The 15,911-nt window shown below is 50.5% G+C and carries 12 protein-coding genes and 3 pseudogenes; 5 read left to right on the top strand and 10 right to left on the bottom strand.

All coding sequences use genetic code 11. From position 1 onward, the window contains the following. Positions 1–21: 21 nt before the first annotated feature. Positions 22–1,734, bottom strand: coding sequence for a ShlB/FhaC/HecB family hemolysin secretion/activation protein (locus FBY04_RS24685; RefSeq protein ID WP_145317524.1), 1,713 nt, complete (start codon positions 1,732–1,734; stop codon positions 22–24). Positions 1,735–2,253: 519 nt separating this feature from the next. Here FBY04_RS24685 and FBY04_RS24680 point away from each other — a divergent pair. After that, entirely contained in the window at positions 2,254–2,589 is a 336-nt protein-coding gene (locus FBY04_RS24680; RefSeq protein ID WP_145317521.1) for a hypothetical protein, read from the top strand. Between the two features lie 385 nt (positions 2,590–2,974). Here FBY04_RS24680 and FBY04_RS32870 read toward each other — a convergent pair whose 3' ends face one another. After that, entirely contained in the window at positions 2,975–3,196 is a 222-nt protein-coding gene (locus FBY04_RS32870) for a hypothetical protein (RefSeq protein ID WP_145317518.1), read from the bottom strand. Between the two features lie 628 nt (positions 3,197–3,824). On the opposite strand from FBY04_RS32870, the pseudogene FBY04_RS24670 reads away from it, so the two are divergent. Together FBY04_RS24670 and istB are read left to right on the top strand one after the other, a co-directional pair. Beyond that, a pseudogene (locus tag FBY04_RS24670) lies at positions 3,825–4,112 on the top strand (IS21 family transposase); the annotation flags it as partial. Between the two features lie 20 nt (positions 4,113–4,132). Then, entirely contained in the window at positions 4,133–4,888 is a 756-nt protein-coding gene (istB, locus tag FBY04_RS24665; RefSeq protein WP_145317515.1) for an IS21-like element ISPsy14 family helper ATPase IstB, read from the top strand. 97 nt (positions 4,889–4,985) lie between these two features. On the opposite strand, the pseudogene FBY04_RS32865 reads toward istB, so the two are convergent. Then, positions 4,986–5,316: pseudogene (locus tag FBY04_RS32865) on the bottom strand (DEAD/DEAH box helicase family protein); the annotation flags it as partial. Then, positions 5,313–5,906 (bottom strand): hypothetical protein, encoded by a 594-nt coding sequence (locus FBY04_RS24650; RefSeq protein ID WP_145317512.1) that lies wholly within the window; start codon positions 5,904–5,906, stop codon positions 5,313–5,315. The gene FBY04_RS24650 and the pseudogene FBY04_RS32865, both read right to left, overlap by 4 nt. Before the next feature lie 103 nt (positions 5,907–6,009). Between FBY04_RS24650 and FBY04_RS24645 the strand changes: the two genes are divergently transcribed. After that, the gene (locus FBY04_RS24645) at positions 6,010–6,216 is read left to right on the top strand and encodes a helix-turn-helix domain-containing protein (protein ID WP_145317509.1); all 207 of its coding nucleotides are present in this window, start codon (positions 6,010–6,012) and stop codon (positions 6,214–6,216) included. A 99-nt stretch (positions 6,217–6,315) separates the two neighbouring features. Here the strand turns inward: FBY04_RS24645 and FBY04_RS24640 are convergent, their stop codons facing one another. The 4 genes from FBY04_RS24640 to FBY04_RS24625 form a co-directional block, all read right to left on the bottom strand. Further along, positions 6,316–6,798 (bottom strand): hypothetical protein, encoded by a 483-nt coding sequence (locus FBY04_RS24640; RefSeq protein ID WP_145317506.1) that lies wholly within the window; start codon positions 6,796–6,798, stop codon positions 6,316–6,318. Between the two features lie 5 nt (positions 6,799–6,803). Next, positions 6,804–8,873 carry a hypothetical protein gene (locus FBY04_RS24635; protein WP_145317503.1) on the bottom strand — a complete coding sequence of 690 codons (2,070 nt, stop codon included), beginning with the start codon at positions 8,871–8,873 and terminating at the stop codon, positions 6,804–6,806. A gap of 12 nt (positions 8,874–8,885) precedes the next feature. Next, positions 8,886–10,634 (bottom strand): hypothetical protein, encoded by a 1,749-nt coding sequence (locus FBY04_RS24630; protein WP_145317500.1) that lies wholly within the window; start codon positions 10,632–10,634, stop codon positions 8,886–8,888. Positions 10,635–10,890: 256 nt separating this feature from the next. Beyond that, entirely contained in the window at positions 10,891–12,231 is a 1,341-nt protein-coding gene (locus FBY04_RS24625) for a hypothetical protein (protein ID WP_145317497.1), read from the bottom strand. Between the two features lie 596 nt (positions 12,232–12,827). On the opposite strand from FBY04_RS24625, the pseudogene FBY04_RS24620 reads away from it, so the two are divergent. Continuing rightward, a pseudogene (locus FBY04_RS24620) lies at positions 12,828–13,453 on the top strand (hypothetical protein). A 151-nt stretch (positions 13,454–13,604) separates the two neighbouring features. On the opposite strand, the gene FBY04_RS24615 reads toward FBY04_RS24620, so the two are convergent. Beyond that, the gene (locus FBY04_RS24615; protein WP_008009296.1) at positions 13,605–14,822 is read right to left on the bottom strand and encodes an argininosuccinate synthase; all 1,218 of its coding nucleotides are present in this window, start codon (positions 14,820–14,822) and stop codon (positions 13,605–13,607) included. Positions 14,823–14,951: 129 nt separating this feature from the next. Continuing rightward, positions 14,952–15,860 carry an OmpA family protein gene (locus tag FBY04_RS24610; protein WP_084322708.1) on the bottom strand — a complete coding sequence of 303 codons (909 nt, stop codon included), beginning with the start codon at positions 15,858–15,860 and terminating at the stop codon, positions 14,952–14,954. Positions 15,861–15,911 lie beyond the last annotated feature (51 nt).

The raw sequence follows: 15,911 nt of genomic DNA, 5'->3' as shown, positions 1-15,911 counted from the left end.
GGTGATCTCGAAGAAACGTAATTAGATGAAGAAATCCAGGCGGAAATAGATCGGCGCTTCACGCTCGGTCAGGGTGTCCGGGCGTTCCAGGGAATGGGCAAACGTCACGCTGGCGGCCACATGTTGACCGCGAGCAAACAGCTCCACCGAGTTGCTGGACATGCGCCCGTGTTGATCGCCGTTGTAGCGATCACCACGAATCACGCCCTGGTCGTAACCGAGGCTGGTGCCGTACTCGGCAAACACCGGGCGCAGCCATTCCAGCGTCACCGGGCGGCTCCAGCGCAGGTCGTTGCGCCAGTAACCGCCGCTGTCGCCGGACAAGGATTGATCCTTGTAACCGCGGATTGAGGACTGCCCGCCGAGGCTGGTGCGCTGCGGGCTGAACAGCACGTCTTCGCTGCGTTGGCCGGTCATCAGGCTGGTGAAACTGAAGGACTCGCCCCACAGCTTGAACGGCTGCAAATAACTCGCGGTGGCGGTGTATTTGCGGTAACGCGCGTCCGGCTCGCCGGGGCCCGGGTGACCGTTACCCTGGGCATCGAACGCACCGATACCTTCCTGCATGCCGAGGTCAATGTTGACGAATGCACTGCCGACTCGCCGACCGTGATTGATGCCGAACTGCGCTTCGCTGAGGCGGTTGCTGCTCAGCTTGAGCTTGCTGTCTTCGATGAAATTGCTGGTGCGCAGGTACGAGAGCCCGGTGCTGAGGGAGGTCTTGCTCACGGCGTCGCGATGGATCACACGCTCGGCGCGCAACTGATGGTTTTGGCTGTCGCCGGTCTGCTTGAAGTTGAAGCCGTTAGCTTGAGCTTGCGAGCGGTACTCGCTTTGGCTGTAGGTGTAGCTGAAGTTCCACCAGCCCCAGGGCAGGTTGTAATAGAGCATCGCGTTGTTGGACGTGTGCTGGTGATCGGTCATCGCGTCGTGACCACCGCGCAGCATCAACTGATCGGCCAAGCCTAACGGGCTGTCCCAATCAAACGTCGTACCCCACTGCTGCTCGCCGGTGCTGCGCTGGCCATCGTTGCTGCGGGACAACCCGGCACGCCAGGGCTTTTGCGGGGTGTTCTTGACCAACACCTCGCTGCCTCCGACGTTCTTGCCCGGCGTCAACTCCATCTGCGCCTGATTCGACGGCAAGCGGTTCAACTGATCGACCAGTTGCTCGATCTCACGCAAATTGACCAGGTCACCGGTCTTGCCGGGAAAAGCCATGGCCAGCTCACGGTCCGACAGTTTGCTGTCTTGCGCACCCTTCAACCCTTCAAGCCGGCCCTCGACCACCAGTACCTTCAGATGCCCACCGGACAAATCCTGCTGCGGCAAGTAGGCACGACTGGTGACCAGGCCTTTTTCGATGTAGTGGTCGGTGATGACTTTCAGCAGTTCGTTGAGCTGAGTGACGCCCAGGCATTGGCCGATGTACGGCTTGAGCAGACGACTTTTTTCGCTCTCGGAGAGACTGTCGGCGCCTTTGAGTTCGATGTCCTTGATGGGGAAACAACGCGCGTCGGCCGGGGCCGTCGGTTGCGTTGGTTTGGCTTCCTTGCCGGGTAATTCCTTGAGTTCTTCGAGACGCCGACGCTGCTCTTCGAGCAGGCGATCCTGACGTTCGCGGATCAGATCGGTTTCACCGGGGGTGGGAGCGGCATACGCACTGTTTTGAGCACTGAGGCACAGCAGTGAGAGGCACGCCAAACGCCGGGGCCATGGCCATAACAAATGCATATTGGATCCATCGAAAAGCAATGATGGCAAAGTAGCACTACGGGGATGGCCAGCCAACGCCCTGAGCGAGCATTGTTGTTTTTCAAAAAAACAACATAAGCCACTGATATTTTTATTAATAAGAAACAAAACCAGCGGTTTAGGCGCCTCAGCTGAAGAGTTATTTCAGACGAACGGTATTAATATTGATTGGCTAACAGGCCCAGATGAACTATAAGCGAAGAGTTCTTCGCCAGAGAGCAGGCTACTAATGGGGCCCATTTTAAAGCGCTCAGCGAGGCTCATCATTGGCACGTTGCCATGTTCAAATGGCCGAGCGACCTCGCCAAACTAGGGGCCCAGAAAGCTCCGGCCAGTAGCGAATGGAGACCGTTTCTTAAAAACGAATTGGACACGTCCTGGGGAACGCAGCGCATCTGGCCAAACGGCTGAGGGGGGACGCTCGCTACACCCGCGGGCGGTAACAGAAGCTTATTGATGGTGGTTTATCGCTGATTGCACCTGAAAGGAGTGCTGAGTGTGAAGAATCTTTTTGAGAACCTGGCACTCGCTCCCGAGCTGAAAGACGGCGAGATCTGGTGCAGCACCTACCTGACAAGTCACGACGATGACTTGCTCCCGCTCGCTCGTGACCTGGCTAGCGCGTGCTCTGAAGAAACAAATCATCACGCCGTCGAAATAGAAGTGTGCTTTGCGCTTAAAAACATAGTGACCGAGCGCATTGAAAGCTTCCAATACGGCTGCAGTCAGCCGCCGATGATCGATGTCAATAACCGTCCATTGCTGGATGCATTACGCAAGGAGCTCGCCGAGATGGTGGCGATGCTCGATTCCATCGAGTATGTCGAGGAGTGAAAGAGCTCGTGCCCGACAGGTCACATCTTCACTGAGTTGAGCGTCAGGCCGACAATGGCGGCCCTGCTTTCAGGTTCACAACCACGCCGGCTCTATCAACCCTTTTAGCACTCGACCCGAGGCAGGTCAGCAGATTCAAGCTACTTGGGTTTATGCCGAACAATTTCTCCGGCTTTTACCTCGTCAGCGTTAGCCGCCAACCGGTCAGCCTCTTCATACAGTTTTTTATCTACCTGCAATGCACCGACAACATATTCGGCATCAGAGCGCTCGGCAACTGTTAGCACTTCACGGGTTGTCTGTTCGAGGCGGAGTGAGATTTTTTAGGCTTTGTATCAAAGCTGGCATCGGCTTGTTGAGCACCATAACAGCCTCGCACAGCGAACTATGTAAGGGCCCTTGCGATCTCGGTTGCATGTGATTGAAGTCGGGCTTCATCACTTTGAAATATTGTAATCATGCGATAAATGGCCTGAGCATCAGGCTCATTGCCGGCCGAGCTCAATCGTTCGGCAATTCGCATCAGTTCTACTGCAGACCATTTAAGGTCCGAGGCGATGCCCTGAAGGTCACGCGTCAGACCCTGCCTAGGTTTGCTGAGCTCCATAGAGTATTCCTGCAAATCCAAAAAAAGTTCAACTCTCTGCTGAGGAGGAGAGATGGCTGCATTCCTCAGCAAAGCCTTGGCGGTGCGTGGCCGACCAAGGCTTCTATTTTCTCACTGTCACCCTGATGGGATGAGAACGTGGCGCGAAATATAGCAGGTTGTGAAGTCGTGTTCGATTTGACCCAACGAATACTCAACGAATTACGAATGCAAACGGGTGGTCATGTGGAGTGTGATTCCGCAAAAAAAGGCTCTCACGGGCCTTTTTTGTACCGACAATAAGCCCCATGGCTCGCCCACCCAATGTCCTCGCCACTTACCGCAGCTGAGGCTGTTATTTATTCAGCGGTTTGTCGCGCAATATGCCGAGAATCACACCGAAAACATCCAGCCCCAACCCTGGCGCTTGACGGTGCCCAGGCCACGTCACGGTGAGCGATCACTTACGATTACTCACTGCGTGGTTCGTGCGTCAGCTCCACTCTACAAACTAGATCAGCGGGTTGTGAGTGTTATCGATCAGCGCCAACAGTCGCCCCTATCGGAGCAGTTTTTTCGAAAACTTAGGAACAGCAGCCATGAGCCAATACGCACCTAGCAAGTAGGGTCAGAGCACTAATGAAGTGCCCAGACCGGGCCTAACACCGCTGGCGTCATCGTCTACATCCTCGAACGCCGAATCCACCCACAGCACGGCTTCCGCGCCTGCCTGGGCATCCTGCGCCTGAGCAAACAGCACGGCGAAGCGCGGCTGGAAGCCGCGTGCCAGCGTGCGCTGGCACTGGGCGCATGCAGCTACAAAAGCCTCGAATCGATCCTGCGCCAAGGGTTGGAGCGCCTGCCACTGGCCCAGCAAAACCTGCCGCTACTGCCCGACGAGCACATCAACCTGCGTGGCCCGGGCTACTACCACTGACCTGAGAAAGGAGCTTCGAAATGCTACCGAATCCAACGCTCGACAAGCTACAAACCCTGCGCCTGCACGGCATGATCAAGTCGCTGGGCGAGCAACACGCAACGCCCGATATCCATGATGTGAGCTTCGATGAACGCCTCGGCCTGATGGTCGACCGCGAGGTGACCGAGCGCGAAGACGCCCGCATGACCACTCGCCTCAAAGCTGCGCGGTTGCGCCACAACGCCTGCCTGGAAGACATCGACTACCGCAGCCCGCGTGGCTTGGACAAGTCTTTGATCCTACAACTGGGCAGCGGCCAATGGCTGCGCGATGGCCTGAACCTGATCATCGGCGGGCCAACTGGCGTAGGCAAAACCTGGCTCGCCTGCGCGCTGGCCCACAAGGCCTGCCGCGACGGCTACAGCGTGCGTTACCTGCGCCTGCCGCGCTTGATGGAGGAGCTGGGCCTGGCTCATGGCGACGGCCGCTTCGCCAAACTGATGGCCGGCTATGCCAAGACCGACCTGCTGATCTTGGACGACTGGGGCCTGGCACCGTTTACCGCCGCGCAACGGCGCGACATGCTTGAGCTGCTGGACGACCGCTACGGCAAACGCTCGACGCTGGTCACCAGCCAGATGCCGGTGGACAAATGGCATGCGCTGATCGGCGATCCGACCTTGGGCGACGCGATCCTCGACCGGCTGGTGCATAACGCTTATCGGATCGAACTGAAGGGCGAATCGATGCGCAGACGCGCAACGAAATTGACGACGGCAGGGACTTCAGACTAACAATGCAAACCTGCGTCGCTGCGCTCCGACTGCCTGTCCGGATAAGCGTGGAACGAGTGTCCGGATGTTGGTGGGCTGAGTGTCCGGATGACGTGGAATCCGCAAACAACCTCCAAAATGCCGCGTCTCGATACTCCATTCCTTGATATGTGCAGGCGACACCGACGGCACCGATCAACCCATCCATGCGCTTCCCCAATTCAGCAGAGAAGGTTTTTTGAAAGCCCTCCATTGTCTGTCGTGATGGAGCAAAGCAGAAGATCAGATCTATTCTGTCTTGCTGCAGTAACTGCTTGGCCAACTCTGCAGCCATTTTAGTTTTACCGGCGCCAGGAGTGGCCTGGCAAAAAAAAATGAGGCTGCAGTGTGTAGTGCCGTAAAGCCAATGTTATGCAGTCGTGTTGCCATACCCTGAGAGAGGCTTTCATGCGGCTGAAATCGCGTTAAGCGTATTCTCAATTGCACGCAGATGACCGAGGAGCTTGGAGCTTCTGTCGCGAACCTCCAGATACACCGTTTCTAGACGGCTCTTCAACTGAGGAATTTCTTCAAGCAACTGCTTATAGCGCTCCGTCTCGCCCATGGATGAGAGCAGGTCAAGACGTGTTTCTTTCAGCATTGCTTGAAGTCGAGCCTCATCGTCAGGCGAAACCGTTTCAATTGAGGTCGACGAAGGAAGGGGGCTTTCCGCTTCCTTATCAATTGGAGTATCCACGGGGTCAACGAGCTTGGAGAAGCAGCGATCCACAAGCACGAGCTGTAGTCGTTGCGGCATCTCCAACAAGTGGAACACCTGTCCCCGCTTATGATGCGGCTCGGTCATCTCCGCCCAGCCAACTCGAACTAGCCTGCGAATCTGCTCATAAACATAAATTCGCACATCCGCGAGCTGGTAGCTCGTAGGAGGAAGCAGAGCCGCATACGCGTCCCGTAACTGACGGGTGGTGAAACCCATGGAAAATTGCTGGCAAAGCAGATCATGGAGCTGCCTGTCGAATTCGAATAAATCTTGTTTCATGGACGGCACCTCGATAATCCGCAACCAAAAATACGGATTATAGTCCGCAGCCGATTCATCCGCAAATTCAGGATAGTCCCTCCTCATTTATATTGAGGCGACTATGGGGAATCTGGCGAAAGATTTGGGGAGAAAGATCAGGCAAGCGAGGAAGGAAAAAGGTCTTTCACAAGACGTCTTAGCTCTGATCTGTCGCGTGGATCGAAGTTACATGGGTCGCATTGAACGGGGAGAAGTCAATATCACGATTGAAAAGCTCTACCAGATCGCCGAAAGCCTAGAGTGTTCCCCAGCAGAATTATTACCGTAGACAATTTTCTTAGTTCGGTGGCCATGGCTTAGGCCTCCTAGAGAATCCTACAGATAGCATTCAGTAGCTATGCTTGTAAATTTCTCGTTAACTTTCACATTACTTGATCGGGACAACAATTTTTATCTTCATTTTATTGAGAATTTCTCGAAGATAAGCAACTTCTTCATGTAATACATTGTTATTTCTCAACAGGCGCTCATAATCGTTGCGCAAAGCTTGAAAATCAAGCTCTGTCTTATGGTGGCTTGCTGAGAGATCGATGTATTTCTGCTTCCATGCTGCGGAGAGCTCCTGATAGGTACGCCGGCCCGAAGCTTTATTAGACTTTAATTGGAACGACTCCAAAAAGGCATCGACCATTTTGTTAACTTCTGATTGCTTCGGAGAAAAAATCGTTGTTTTGCCAATTCCGGCTCTACGACAAACTTCGTTCTTAGACAACTCCCCCCCATTATATGGGTACACCCCTGCACACTCAATCTCATGGGAAATCTGCAGCAGGATCAACTTAACTTTGTCCGCTGTAGCCTTAGTCTTGGACCGAACGATTACAGTAGAAAGTGCGATATCTTCATTCACATTCATTACTCCAAAGCCAAATTCAACTTATTATAGATCTCATTGTCACTCCACTTCTCACCTATATCTTGAAATTTTTTAAGCTCGCATTTTATTTGGCAAACCAAGCTTTCTATCAGAAGCAAATTGTTTTCACGTAGCGCGCGCCCACCTAACTGTATGAGGTACTCAATTACTCCATCTGTATCTCGCCGAGCAACCTTATCCTCGATCCTGTGAATACAGTTGGAATCACAAACACACGGGGCCAACTGTTTAAGAGGCTTAGTACAAATAACACCTGGTCGAATGACCCGAAAACCTTCACCATTCAAGCTTAACAGCGAAGCAAGTTCGTATGCACTTTCTGCAGTCCAATCATTACCTTCACGCTTTAAACTCTCTTCTTTACTTTTCACCGATGCCAAAATACCCGGCATAGCTCCACCGCCATAGCCCGCGTAGGGCCAAATACCCGGAGTATTATCCGACTCATGTAATGACTCGACGATATCTTGGCAGCGTAATACACGTAATTCTCTAGCAACCTTGGATATTTCATCCTGCAAGTTTTTATCGGTTAATATGTAAGTTAATGTCATATCAATATGTTTATGTCCAAATAACTGCATAAGGACGCGAGGACTGTCAGTAATAGCTATGGCCGCTATGCGAGCGATCGTTTTTCTAAAACGATGTGAGTGAATTGCTATACCTCCTGGTCTGCAGTTACTTCCTAATCGAATCGCCAGATAATTCATGGGAACATTCAACGAGGACAATTGCTGTCCGACAGGCCCCTTCCCGTGGGTAGAGTGCTTAATCCAGAGCCACGGGTGGTCTAGAGGTTGAACGAGAAGGCCTCTATTTACGGCAATAGACTCACAAATCTGACCTAAGCTTGCTTGCTGCACAATACAGTCAAGTAACAGTTGAGGTATTGGCCAATTTCGCTCTTCTCCAGAAAATACCTTACTCAACTTGTAGGTTTTTCCTTTTACAGAATAATTTCCCTCATCTGATTGCTCCACACAGTCTCTGAAAAGCGTAACGATCTCTTCATAACGCCCTCCCAATGCTAAAAACATGATCCAGCCGTGCGCAGCTTGTAAGGCACCTACTGCATTGTAGAAATTATCCAAAATTACAGGCGGCCAGGCAATTCTACTAAAATCAACACCACCTTCACCCTTTTTGAAATTCACAGGCCCAAGATAAAACCGATACCCATCTACAACGCTTGCATCGTTGTTTCTTTGCAAATAATGCATTGCTTTATCAGGAAACTCTGAAGACTTACAGCTTGATGCAAGCGTTGCTAACTCTGAAGCTAACCGAAGTATCACAGGACCTAGAGTTTCGATAAGCCATATTACCTTAGGCCCAATTTCACTCAACCAGTCATCGGGGAAAGGCTGATATGGATTTCTAATATATTCCTTTGATCTAATGTTCAATTCGCCGCGCGGATCGAGCGTCGGCTCAACAGTTGAAATACAGGGACCATCCACCCACAACCCCATATCGGATAATTTACGCAACCTATTTAATTCTGCGATATTACCAAGCGAGAGACTCTCCAAGTGACGGATATCCTGAACACTCAGAGCACTGACAAAACCATTATTCTCGCTGGAACCCTCCATTCGACGCTGAATCCCTAAAGAGATAATAGGGGGGATTGTTTTGTACAAAATTCCGGAGATTGTAGATGGATCAAGATATCCGTAACGGCGAATTTTCAGGGACGCTGGTGATGACCTTAATATAAGACCATAGCGAGATATCCAAAGCTCTGCCTCATTTAATAGTTGATACAACTTTGGGGATGGCTGATAATCGTACGGCAAATTACTAATTACTTTGTCACGTATTGCGATATTAGCGCAAGCTGGAGAAAGACGACGGCCTATCATCGCTTCAGGCGTACTCCAAACACCATATACATCACCATGTCCCATTAAACGCTGACACTCTATAACCTCTTCTGACTTAAAAGCCTGGATTTTCTCAACCTTGAATTTCGACAAGGCTTTCTTACTCAGATCTATATAATCCGAGCTTTGCCCCCTCTTATTATCACTTTTCAATCCCATGAAAACCACCTTTTACAAACCGGGTACTATGTGATCTCCAACCTCAATCAAATCTTTCCATTTTTTCCTAAGCTCAGCAGATTTCGCAGCACCAAAGCTTTCAAGCGCAGATTCAGCATTAAGTAATTCAACCTCGAAGTCAGAAACTAGCCACGCCTCCATAGGCAACATTTTTTTCATTCGAATAAGTTCCTCGGCCCGCATAGCTATACCATCAATAGATTCAGGCAGAATCCTCGCATTCTCTGGACAAATCAAACATCTTTGGGAAGAACATCTAAATTTCCCCTTCTCTTGAGTGTGAGAAGGCGGCGACTCTGGGTCTACACATGCAATACCAATCCGGCTTAACTTCAGACTTCGGTACTTATCTAAGCGCGCCTGCATCTCAGTAGTAACAACTCCATACCTGTTTAAGTGGGAAATTATCGTCAAATCTAATCGACCATTACGAAGTTCCGAAATCAGAGCTTCCTGAAACGTTCTTATTTGCTCGTCGCGCTCAAAATTTGTAACATTATTATCTAAATACTTCTGCGTAGTGGCGACCTGAGTATGTGCTAGGACCCTCATAACTTGTAGGATATTTCCACCTGTTTGCCGCCAAACATACAATGCGAACATATCTCGAAAGTCCGAAGCAGTTACAAACGGAACTGGCTCTTTTTCCATCAACCGAAGATCATTATTAATTCCCTCGATCAATAGGCACATATAGCTCTTGTACTCGCTCCCACTATAGATAATAAACGTGTAATCTTTTATCCAACGAATTCCACCATATTTATCAAGAAACAACCAAACACTTTTAACCCCGACCTCTAGTTTCTGTACAAGCTCATACTGCTCACCCAGGTCAGCATTTGGCGATAAAGCAAGTTCGTTTAATTTCTGTTTTTCTTCGGATAGCCTTTCGAGCAATTGCGAACGAATACCTTTATTCTTACGAAGAACCTCTCTTATAATATGACCCGCTGCAAATTTTGTTTTCCAAAGTCCAACAATCGGCACATCCTTGCCTCCCGAGCGCTGCTTTTGACCTATCAAAACAAATCGATTAGCATCCGATGGATGATCATACAACCAAAGTTCGGGATTAGTAGCATCCAACCCCATTAACACTGACAGATTAAAACCAGTTGTGGCCAAGCACATGTGAAATGCAGTATAAACATCCCATCGATTTATAAAATTATCATTCCAAAGCCGAGGAAAAAGCACACCTGTACGGTATCTGAATCCCTCCCTTGTAGAGCCGTTGATTAGATCGTTTACAGTAGGGACTTCAAGGCCGCTTCGCTGCTGAGCACCTCTTAACACAATGAGTTCATGTACTCGCCGTTCTTCGTCATCAGTCTTCGGGTCAAAACTTAACGACTGAACTGACTCCATAAGATCCCATCTCTTAGCCACGCTAAACCAGGCCTGCTTCAAGCCATGACGAATCAGTGAGATCTGTTCTTCGCTAGGAAGTCTTCGAGTTACCGCTTTCCCTTCTGGCGACTCCCAGTAAATCTTAGGACTTCCTAGCTTTTCCAAGGTTAGATTAACAACTCGCAGAAACCAGGTAAATGCATCTGGATTCATACCGGATCGAGAAGCATAATCGTAATGGATAATTGACAGATCGCGGACATCATCAAGACGCACCACATCTTCAGCGCTAACATTCTGAAGCAACTCAACAGCATCAAAAATTCTAAACCACGAACGGATAAAGCCTATCATCCCATGTATGCTATATTCGCTCAAACCGGTCAACGCTACCTTTATCTCATGAGCCAATTGAAGTATCAGATTTGGGCGCCCACTATAACTAGCAAATCGAGATTTATAAAATTTACCTTCAGCGAACGAGGATAGGTCAACAAACACGTGTCTAGAGGTGCTTTCCACCCAAAAACATAGCGGATTTTCATGCACCAAGAGATTTAATATTTTTTTTGCGCTGAAGTATATTGACCAGTTTCGGTGTGAAGCTTTTGATTTTCACGAATCATACAAGCCCCCTCCAAGGTCATAAAAGTTCTTCACTCCAACTTTCATGAAAGTTAATATTTATACCTATCCGATCAGACAACCACTGAAGATATAATATTGTTGTATCTTCATATTTGTGACGCAGTTGTGGTTGAATTTCAATTTTAATACATGTCTCTGCGGTCCGTAGTAAAGCTCGTCGAAGGTCTGCAAGAGAGTCGGACTCTATTGCTTTAGAAATGAGTTTTCTCTGCTGCTCCAGCCTAGTCCATAAAACAGTACATGCCCAATAATCTCTACACCTATGGGGAGTCCATCCCTTGGGTGGAGTAGCTCCACGCCAGAACTCATAGATTTTATCGGCTGTGTACCTCAATCCAGTTTTAGGATTTAGAAATAGGTGCACTGAATCATCTCGTTTTTTTCTTTGCTCTACGAGACTCTTCTCGGATGTGACGCTCATCAAAAGGGCCTCTTGACGAACAGATCTCCTATACTCCCTAATTCTTATTGCAAGTTTATAAGGGATTCTGATTGTACCTACCGGGCCAATTTTATCGCCATGGTCCCAGCCGTAATCTGGTCCTTTAGTACCATATTTTATATCAAGCACCACCACCTTCATTGAATCGTCAACAGAAGTATCGGGAATATGCCAATCTGATTCATCTAAAGGCAGAGTGTCAACGCGCCATGCGGCCGCCTCGCTAATTCGGATAGCGGTTTCCATCATTAGGTCGACTATCAAAACTTCAGTTCCTCCAACCAATGACCTCTGTTTCAACCGATCTCGCCACGCGATTAAAACGCTTTCCTCAGGAAGCACGATATGACGCTTACCGACTCTGGCATTAGCTACTCTAGCAATAGTATTCTCACTACTATCACTTTGATTATTAATGCGCTCACAAACCAATAGATTTGTTGTGCTCTCTACCTGCCTGCCTCCTTTATATGTAAGCCATTCAAGATATTCATAAGCAGTGTCCATCCGTACATTGACGGTCCTACTTGATAGCGGCTTACCTCCCAGTGACCATCTCCCCGAAATCATATCAGCACGGTAGCCATGGACAAGATCCGTATTGGTATCTAAATTTGAAGGCTCTAACGAATTTACAAAGCACCACTCAAGAAAATTTATAAGCCTATGTGCATAATTCTCAACAGACTTTAAGGCGGGAATGGTTCTTCTCTTTTTTTTTGATACATGTTGCGGCAACCAAATTCCGAGCGCTCGCTCTTGCAAATAAAGAGAGCCCGAACGATGCAGTCCCGGCCGAGCGTCAAAAATACACGGTATTAAGGAGACCTTTCCATAACCAGCTTCTTTTAGGAACTCTGGGGCAGTTTTGACCACTTCGAAAGGGTATGCCATACGTAGTCCCCAGCGCAGACTGAGCCTGAAAACCAAAGCCTAGCCCACGAACAAGAATCCGTAAAATAGCATTTGGTTCTCACGGATATGATGATCATCCACGATCAGCACTTTATTCATGGGCAAGTCCAATTTTCGCTGTTCGAATTTTTAGAGCCCGCACAATAGCCTAGTCGTTTCACCCATGGCACGCCGCCCCTCCCGGTCACCCACACCGAGAGACATTCCCTACAAACAATCAGGAATATTCTTACAAGAAAACTTCGAGACCAGCACACCGGAAATTTTATTTTCTTTTTGATACCCCACTTATCAACAATTTTTTTGTATCAATTTAAATAAAACAATAAATCGATATCTATGATCCGACGTGCATCTACAGTTGAGCTACCCTTCACGAGCACCTGCATTTCAGGGCCGACGCGACGCCTTGAAACCAACACACACAAAACCTTACAGCAAAACACCTCAACAACTTAACCAGAACAAAACAGATATAGGATAACTATAAATTCACAGCTAATATAAAAACTGAAACACCAAACCACCACCCCATTAACCAACAGAGAACAGACAAACCCATATGAGTAAAAGATATGATAAAACTCAAACAAAGAATCACCAACCCCATGACAGTTATCGCCATATTCGCAACACTGTCTGAAACATCGGCAGCCGTCTCCCTGCCTTTCCTCGACAACGAGGAAAGAGAACTCTATATCTGGTTCTTGATCAGCTTTCCGTTTTATTTGCTTCTTCTGTTCTTCGCCACTCTCAACTTCAATTATCGATCGTCTATGCGCCATCCGATTTTGAGAAGGGAAAGCATTTCATCAAAGTCATGGACAATGCCGAGCGTCCGGATGTTGCTCAAGGCACGCCTGGCGAGAACGGCGGACGGGAAAACCTCTCGGTCCAGCACCACATCGAGTTGCCCGAGCGATTGAAAGACCTGCACATCATTGATGCGCGATCGATGAACAGAAAAATCGAATTCCGCGAGCTTCTGGAAAGGATTCGGTTACCCAAGGGAGATTCGATGCAAGTTGTCGTGTTTCTCACCAGTACCGGATCAGAGAATTTACTGAAAGAAAGCGCGATCCCGTTTTTCAGACACGCAAAGAAACGCAGCGGCGCACCATTTTGCATTGCTTACAATGTGAGTTCATACGACGTAACGATCATTGATCAACTCGCCAGGCTGACACACGGCGGTCAGTAGCGTTTTACGATCAACAGGAGAGCAGCAGGCAGGAGTGGCGTTTACAAAACAAGAAGAAAGATGAATCGCAATGTCAGAAAAAAACCCTCTATTTCCAAATTTGTGGCCTTGTCGAAAACAAGGCCACAAATTCCATCAGGGTGTCAGAAACTTAGAAAAGCTTCCGGCCCTTGTTCGCCGCAATACGCATGCGCAGAGCGTTCAGCTTGATGAAGCCGGCCGCATCCGCCTGGTTGTAGGCGCCGCCATCTTCTTCAAATGTCGCAATGTTGGCGTCGAACAACGATTCGTCGGACTTGCGGCCAGTGACGATCACGTTGCCCTTGTACAGCTTCAGGCGCACGACGCCGTTCACGTGAGCCTGGGAAGCATCGATCATCTGTTGCAGCATCAGACGCTCAGGACTCCACCAGTAACCGGTGTAGATCAGGCTGGCGTACTTAGGCATCAACTCGTCTTTGAGGTGAGCCACTTCGCGGTCCAGGGTGATCGATTCGATCGCACGGTGAGCGCGCAGCATGATGGTGCCGCCTGGGGTTTCGTAGCAACCACGGGACTTCATGCCCACGTAACGGTTCTCGACGATGTCGAGGCGGCCGATGCCGTGTTCGCCACCGATACGGTTCAGGGTCGCCAGTACGGTGGCCGGGGTCATTTCGACGCCGTCCAGTGCAACGATGTCGCCGTTGCGGTAGGTCAGTTCCAGGTACTGGGCCTTGTCCGGGGCCTTCTCCGGGGAGACGGTCCAGCGCCACATGTCTTCTTCGTGCTCGGTCCAGGTGTCTTCCAGCACGCCGCCTTCATAGGAGATGTGCAGCAGGTTGGCATCCATCGAGTACGGGGATTTTTTCTTGCCGTGACGCTCGATCGGGATGTTGTGCTTTTCAGCGTAATCCATCAGCTTTTCACGGGACAGCAGGTCCCATTCGCGCCACGGTGCGATCACTTTCACACCTGGCTTCAAGGCGTAGGCGCCCAGTTCGAAACGAACCTGGTCGTTGCCTTTGCCGGTGGCGCCGTGGGAAATGGCGTCAGCGCCGGTTTCGTTGGCGATTTCGATCAGGCGCTTGGCGATCAACGGGCGAGCGATGGAAGTACCCAGCAGGTACTCGCCTTCGTAAACGGTGTTGGCGCGGAACATCGGGAAAACGAAATCGCGCACGAATTCTTCGCGCAGATCGTCGATGTAGATCTCTTTCACGCCCATGGCCTGAGCCTTGGCACGTGCAGGTTCGACCTCTTCGCCCTGACCCAGGTCAGCGGTGAAGGTCACGACTTCACAGTTATAAGTATCCTGCAGCCACTTGAGGATCACCGAAGTGTCCAGGCCGCCGGAATACGCCAGAACGACCTTGTTTACGTCCGCCATGCCATCACTCCACGGGGTTCTACGGAAAGCCGGGAAGTCTACCGCTCATACGGAATAATTTACAGTGGCGCGACAGCTTATGACGACGAAGCGACAGATTATGTCGAACGCGCGACGATGACCGAGGAGTCAGGAAGTCTTCGCCGTGCTCGCAGATGCCGTTGATTGAGGCGCCGGCTGCTCGGTGGGCGCGACCCGTGCGAGGTGCACGTTGACCCGACGGTTCTTCGCCCGATTGGCCGCATTGGTGTTGGGCGCCAACGGATAGCGCTCGCCATGGAAGCGCACGGTAATCTGCGATTCCTGCACACCGTTGGCCTTGAAGAACTCCATGACCGCCAGGGCCCGACGCCGCGACAGGTCTCGATTGGTCAGGCGGTTGCCGCTGTTGTCGGAGTGGCCGTCGAGCTCGATGTGATTGACCGTCGGGTCGGCCTTCATGAACTCCAGCATCACCTGCAACTGAGCCTTGGCCTGCGCGTCGAGATCCAGGCCATCGCCGGGAAAGCCGATCTGCGTTTGTTTGACCTGCTCGAAATTCTTCGGCAGCAGTTTCGCCACGCAGCCCTGATATTCGTTAAATGCCTTGCTGAACTTGACCGGCAACAGCCGCACTTCCGAGACCCGGCCATCACCGGAATAATGTCGGACCACCGGACTGCGCCCATCCATCAGGCCACTGATCAAGCGTCCGGCCTGAACCTGTGAGCTGTTGAACAGCACATTGCCGCTGCCGATCTGCACGGAACCGAGATTGATGTCGCCACGCCCCGGCTGCCAGGGTGCAGCGGCCGCCAACAAGGTCGCCGAGCCGCCGCCGACCATCGAGTTGTAGGCTTTCAGACGAAACGTCGCCTGCTCGCCAGCGCGACGCACGAACTCACCCGAACCGAAATCGGTAATGGGTTGAGTCAGGCGACACTCGAACTTGTCCCCTTCGACCGTCCACTCGATGCTCTCCAGACGGGTCTGGAAAGTGAGCGCCATTGCAGGAAGGCTGGCAAACACACTGAGCAAGGCTAAATAACGCTGGCGCACGGGAGGCTCCACTGGCTTCTACAACAAAAAGACCGACACACACATATTTAC

This window comes from Pseudomonas sp. SJZ080 (assembly GCF_007828295.1).
GTDB lineage: Bacteria > Pseudomonadota > Gammaproteobacteria > Pseudomonadales > Pseudomonadaceae > Aquipseudomonas > Aquipseudomonas migulae_A.
Note: the sequence above shows the minus strand (reverse complement) of the source record. Positions and strands in the feature narration are given on the sequence as shown.

Excerpts from the sequence above, each read along its gene's own strand:
- FBY04_RS24645 (WP_145317509.1), top strand. The coding sequence starts at position 6,010 with ATGGGGAATCTGGCGAAAGATTTGGGGAGAAAGATCAGGCAAGCGAGG.
- FBY04_RS32870 (WP_145317518.1), bottom strand. The coding sequence starts at position 3,196 with ATGGAGCTCAGCAAACCTAGGCAGGGTCTGACGCGTGACCTTCAGGGC.
- FBY04_RS24685 (WP_145317524.1), bottom strand. The coding sequence starts at position 1,734 with ATGCATTTGTTATGGCCATGGCCCCGGCGTTTGGCGTGCCTCTCACTG.
- FBY04_RS24625 (WP_145317497.1), bottom strand. The coding sequence starts at position 12,231 with ATGGCATACCCTTTCGAAGTGGTCAAAACTGCCCCAGAGTTCCTAAAA.
- FBY04_RS24615 (WP_008009296.1), bottom strand. The coding sequence starts at position 14,822 with ATGGCGGACGTAAACAAGGTCGTTCTGGCGTATTCCGGCGGCCTGGAC.
- FBY04_RS24650 (WP_145317512.1), bottom strand. The coding sequence starts at position 5,906 with ATGAAACAAGATTTATTCGAATTCGACAGGCAGCTCCATGATCTGCTT.
- istB (WP_145317515.1), top strand. The coding sequence starts at position 4,133 with ATGCTACCGAATCCAACGCTCGACAAGCTACAAACCCTGCGCCTGCAC.
- FBY04_RS24635 (WP_145317503.1), bottom strand. The coding sequence starts at position 8,873 with ATGGGATTGAAAAGTGATAATAAGAGGGGGCAAAGCTCGGATTATATA.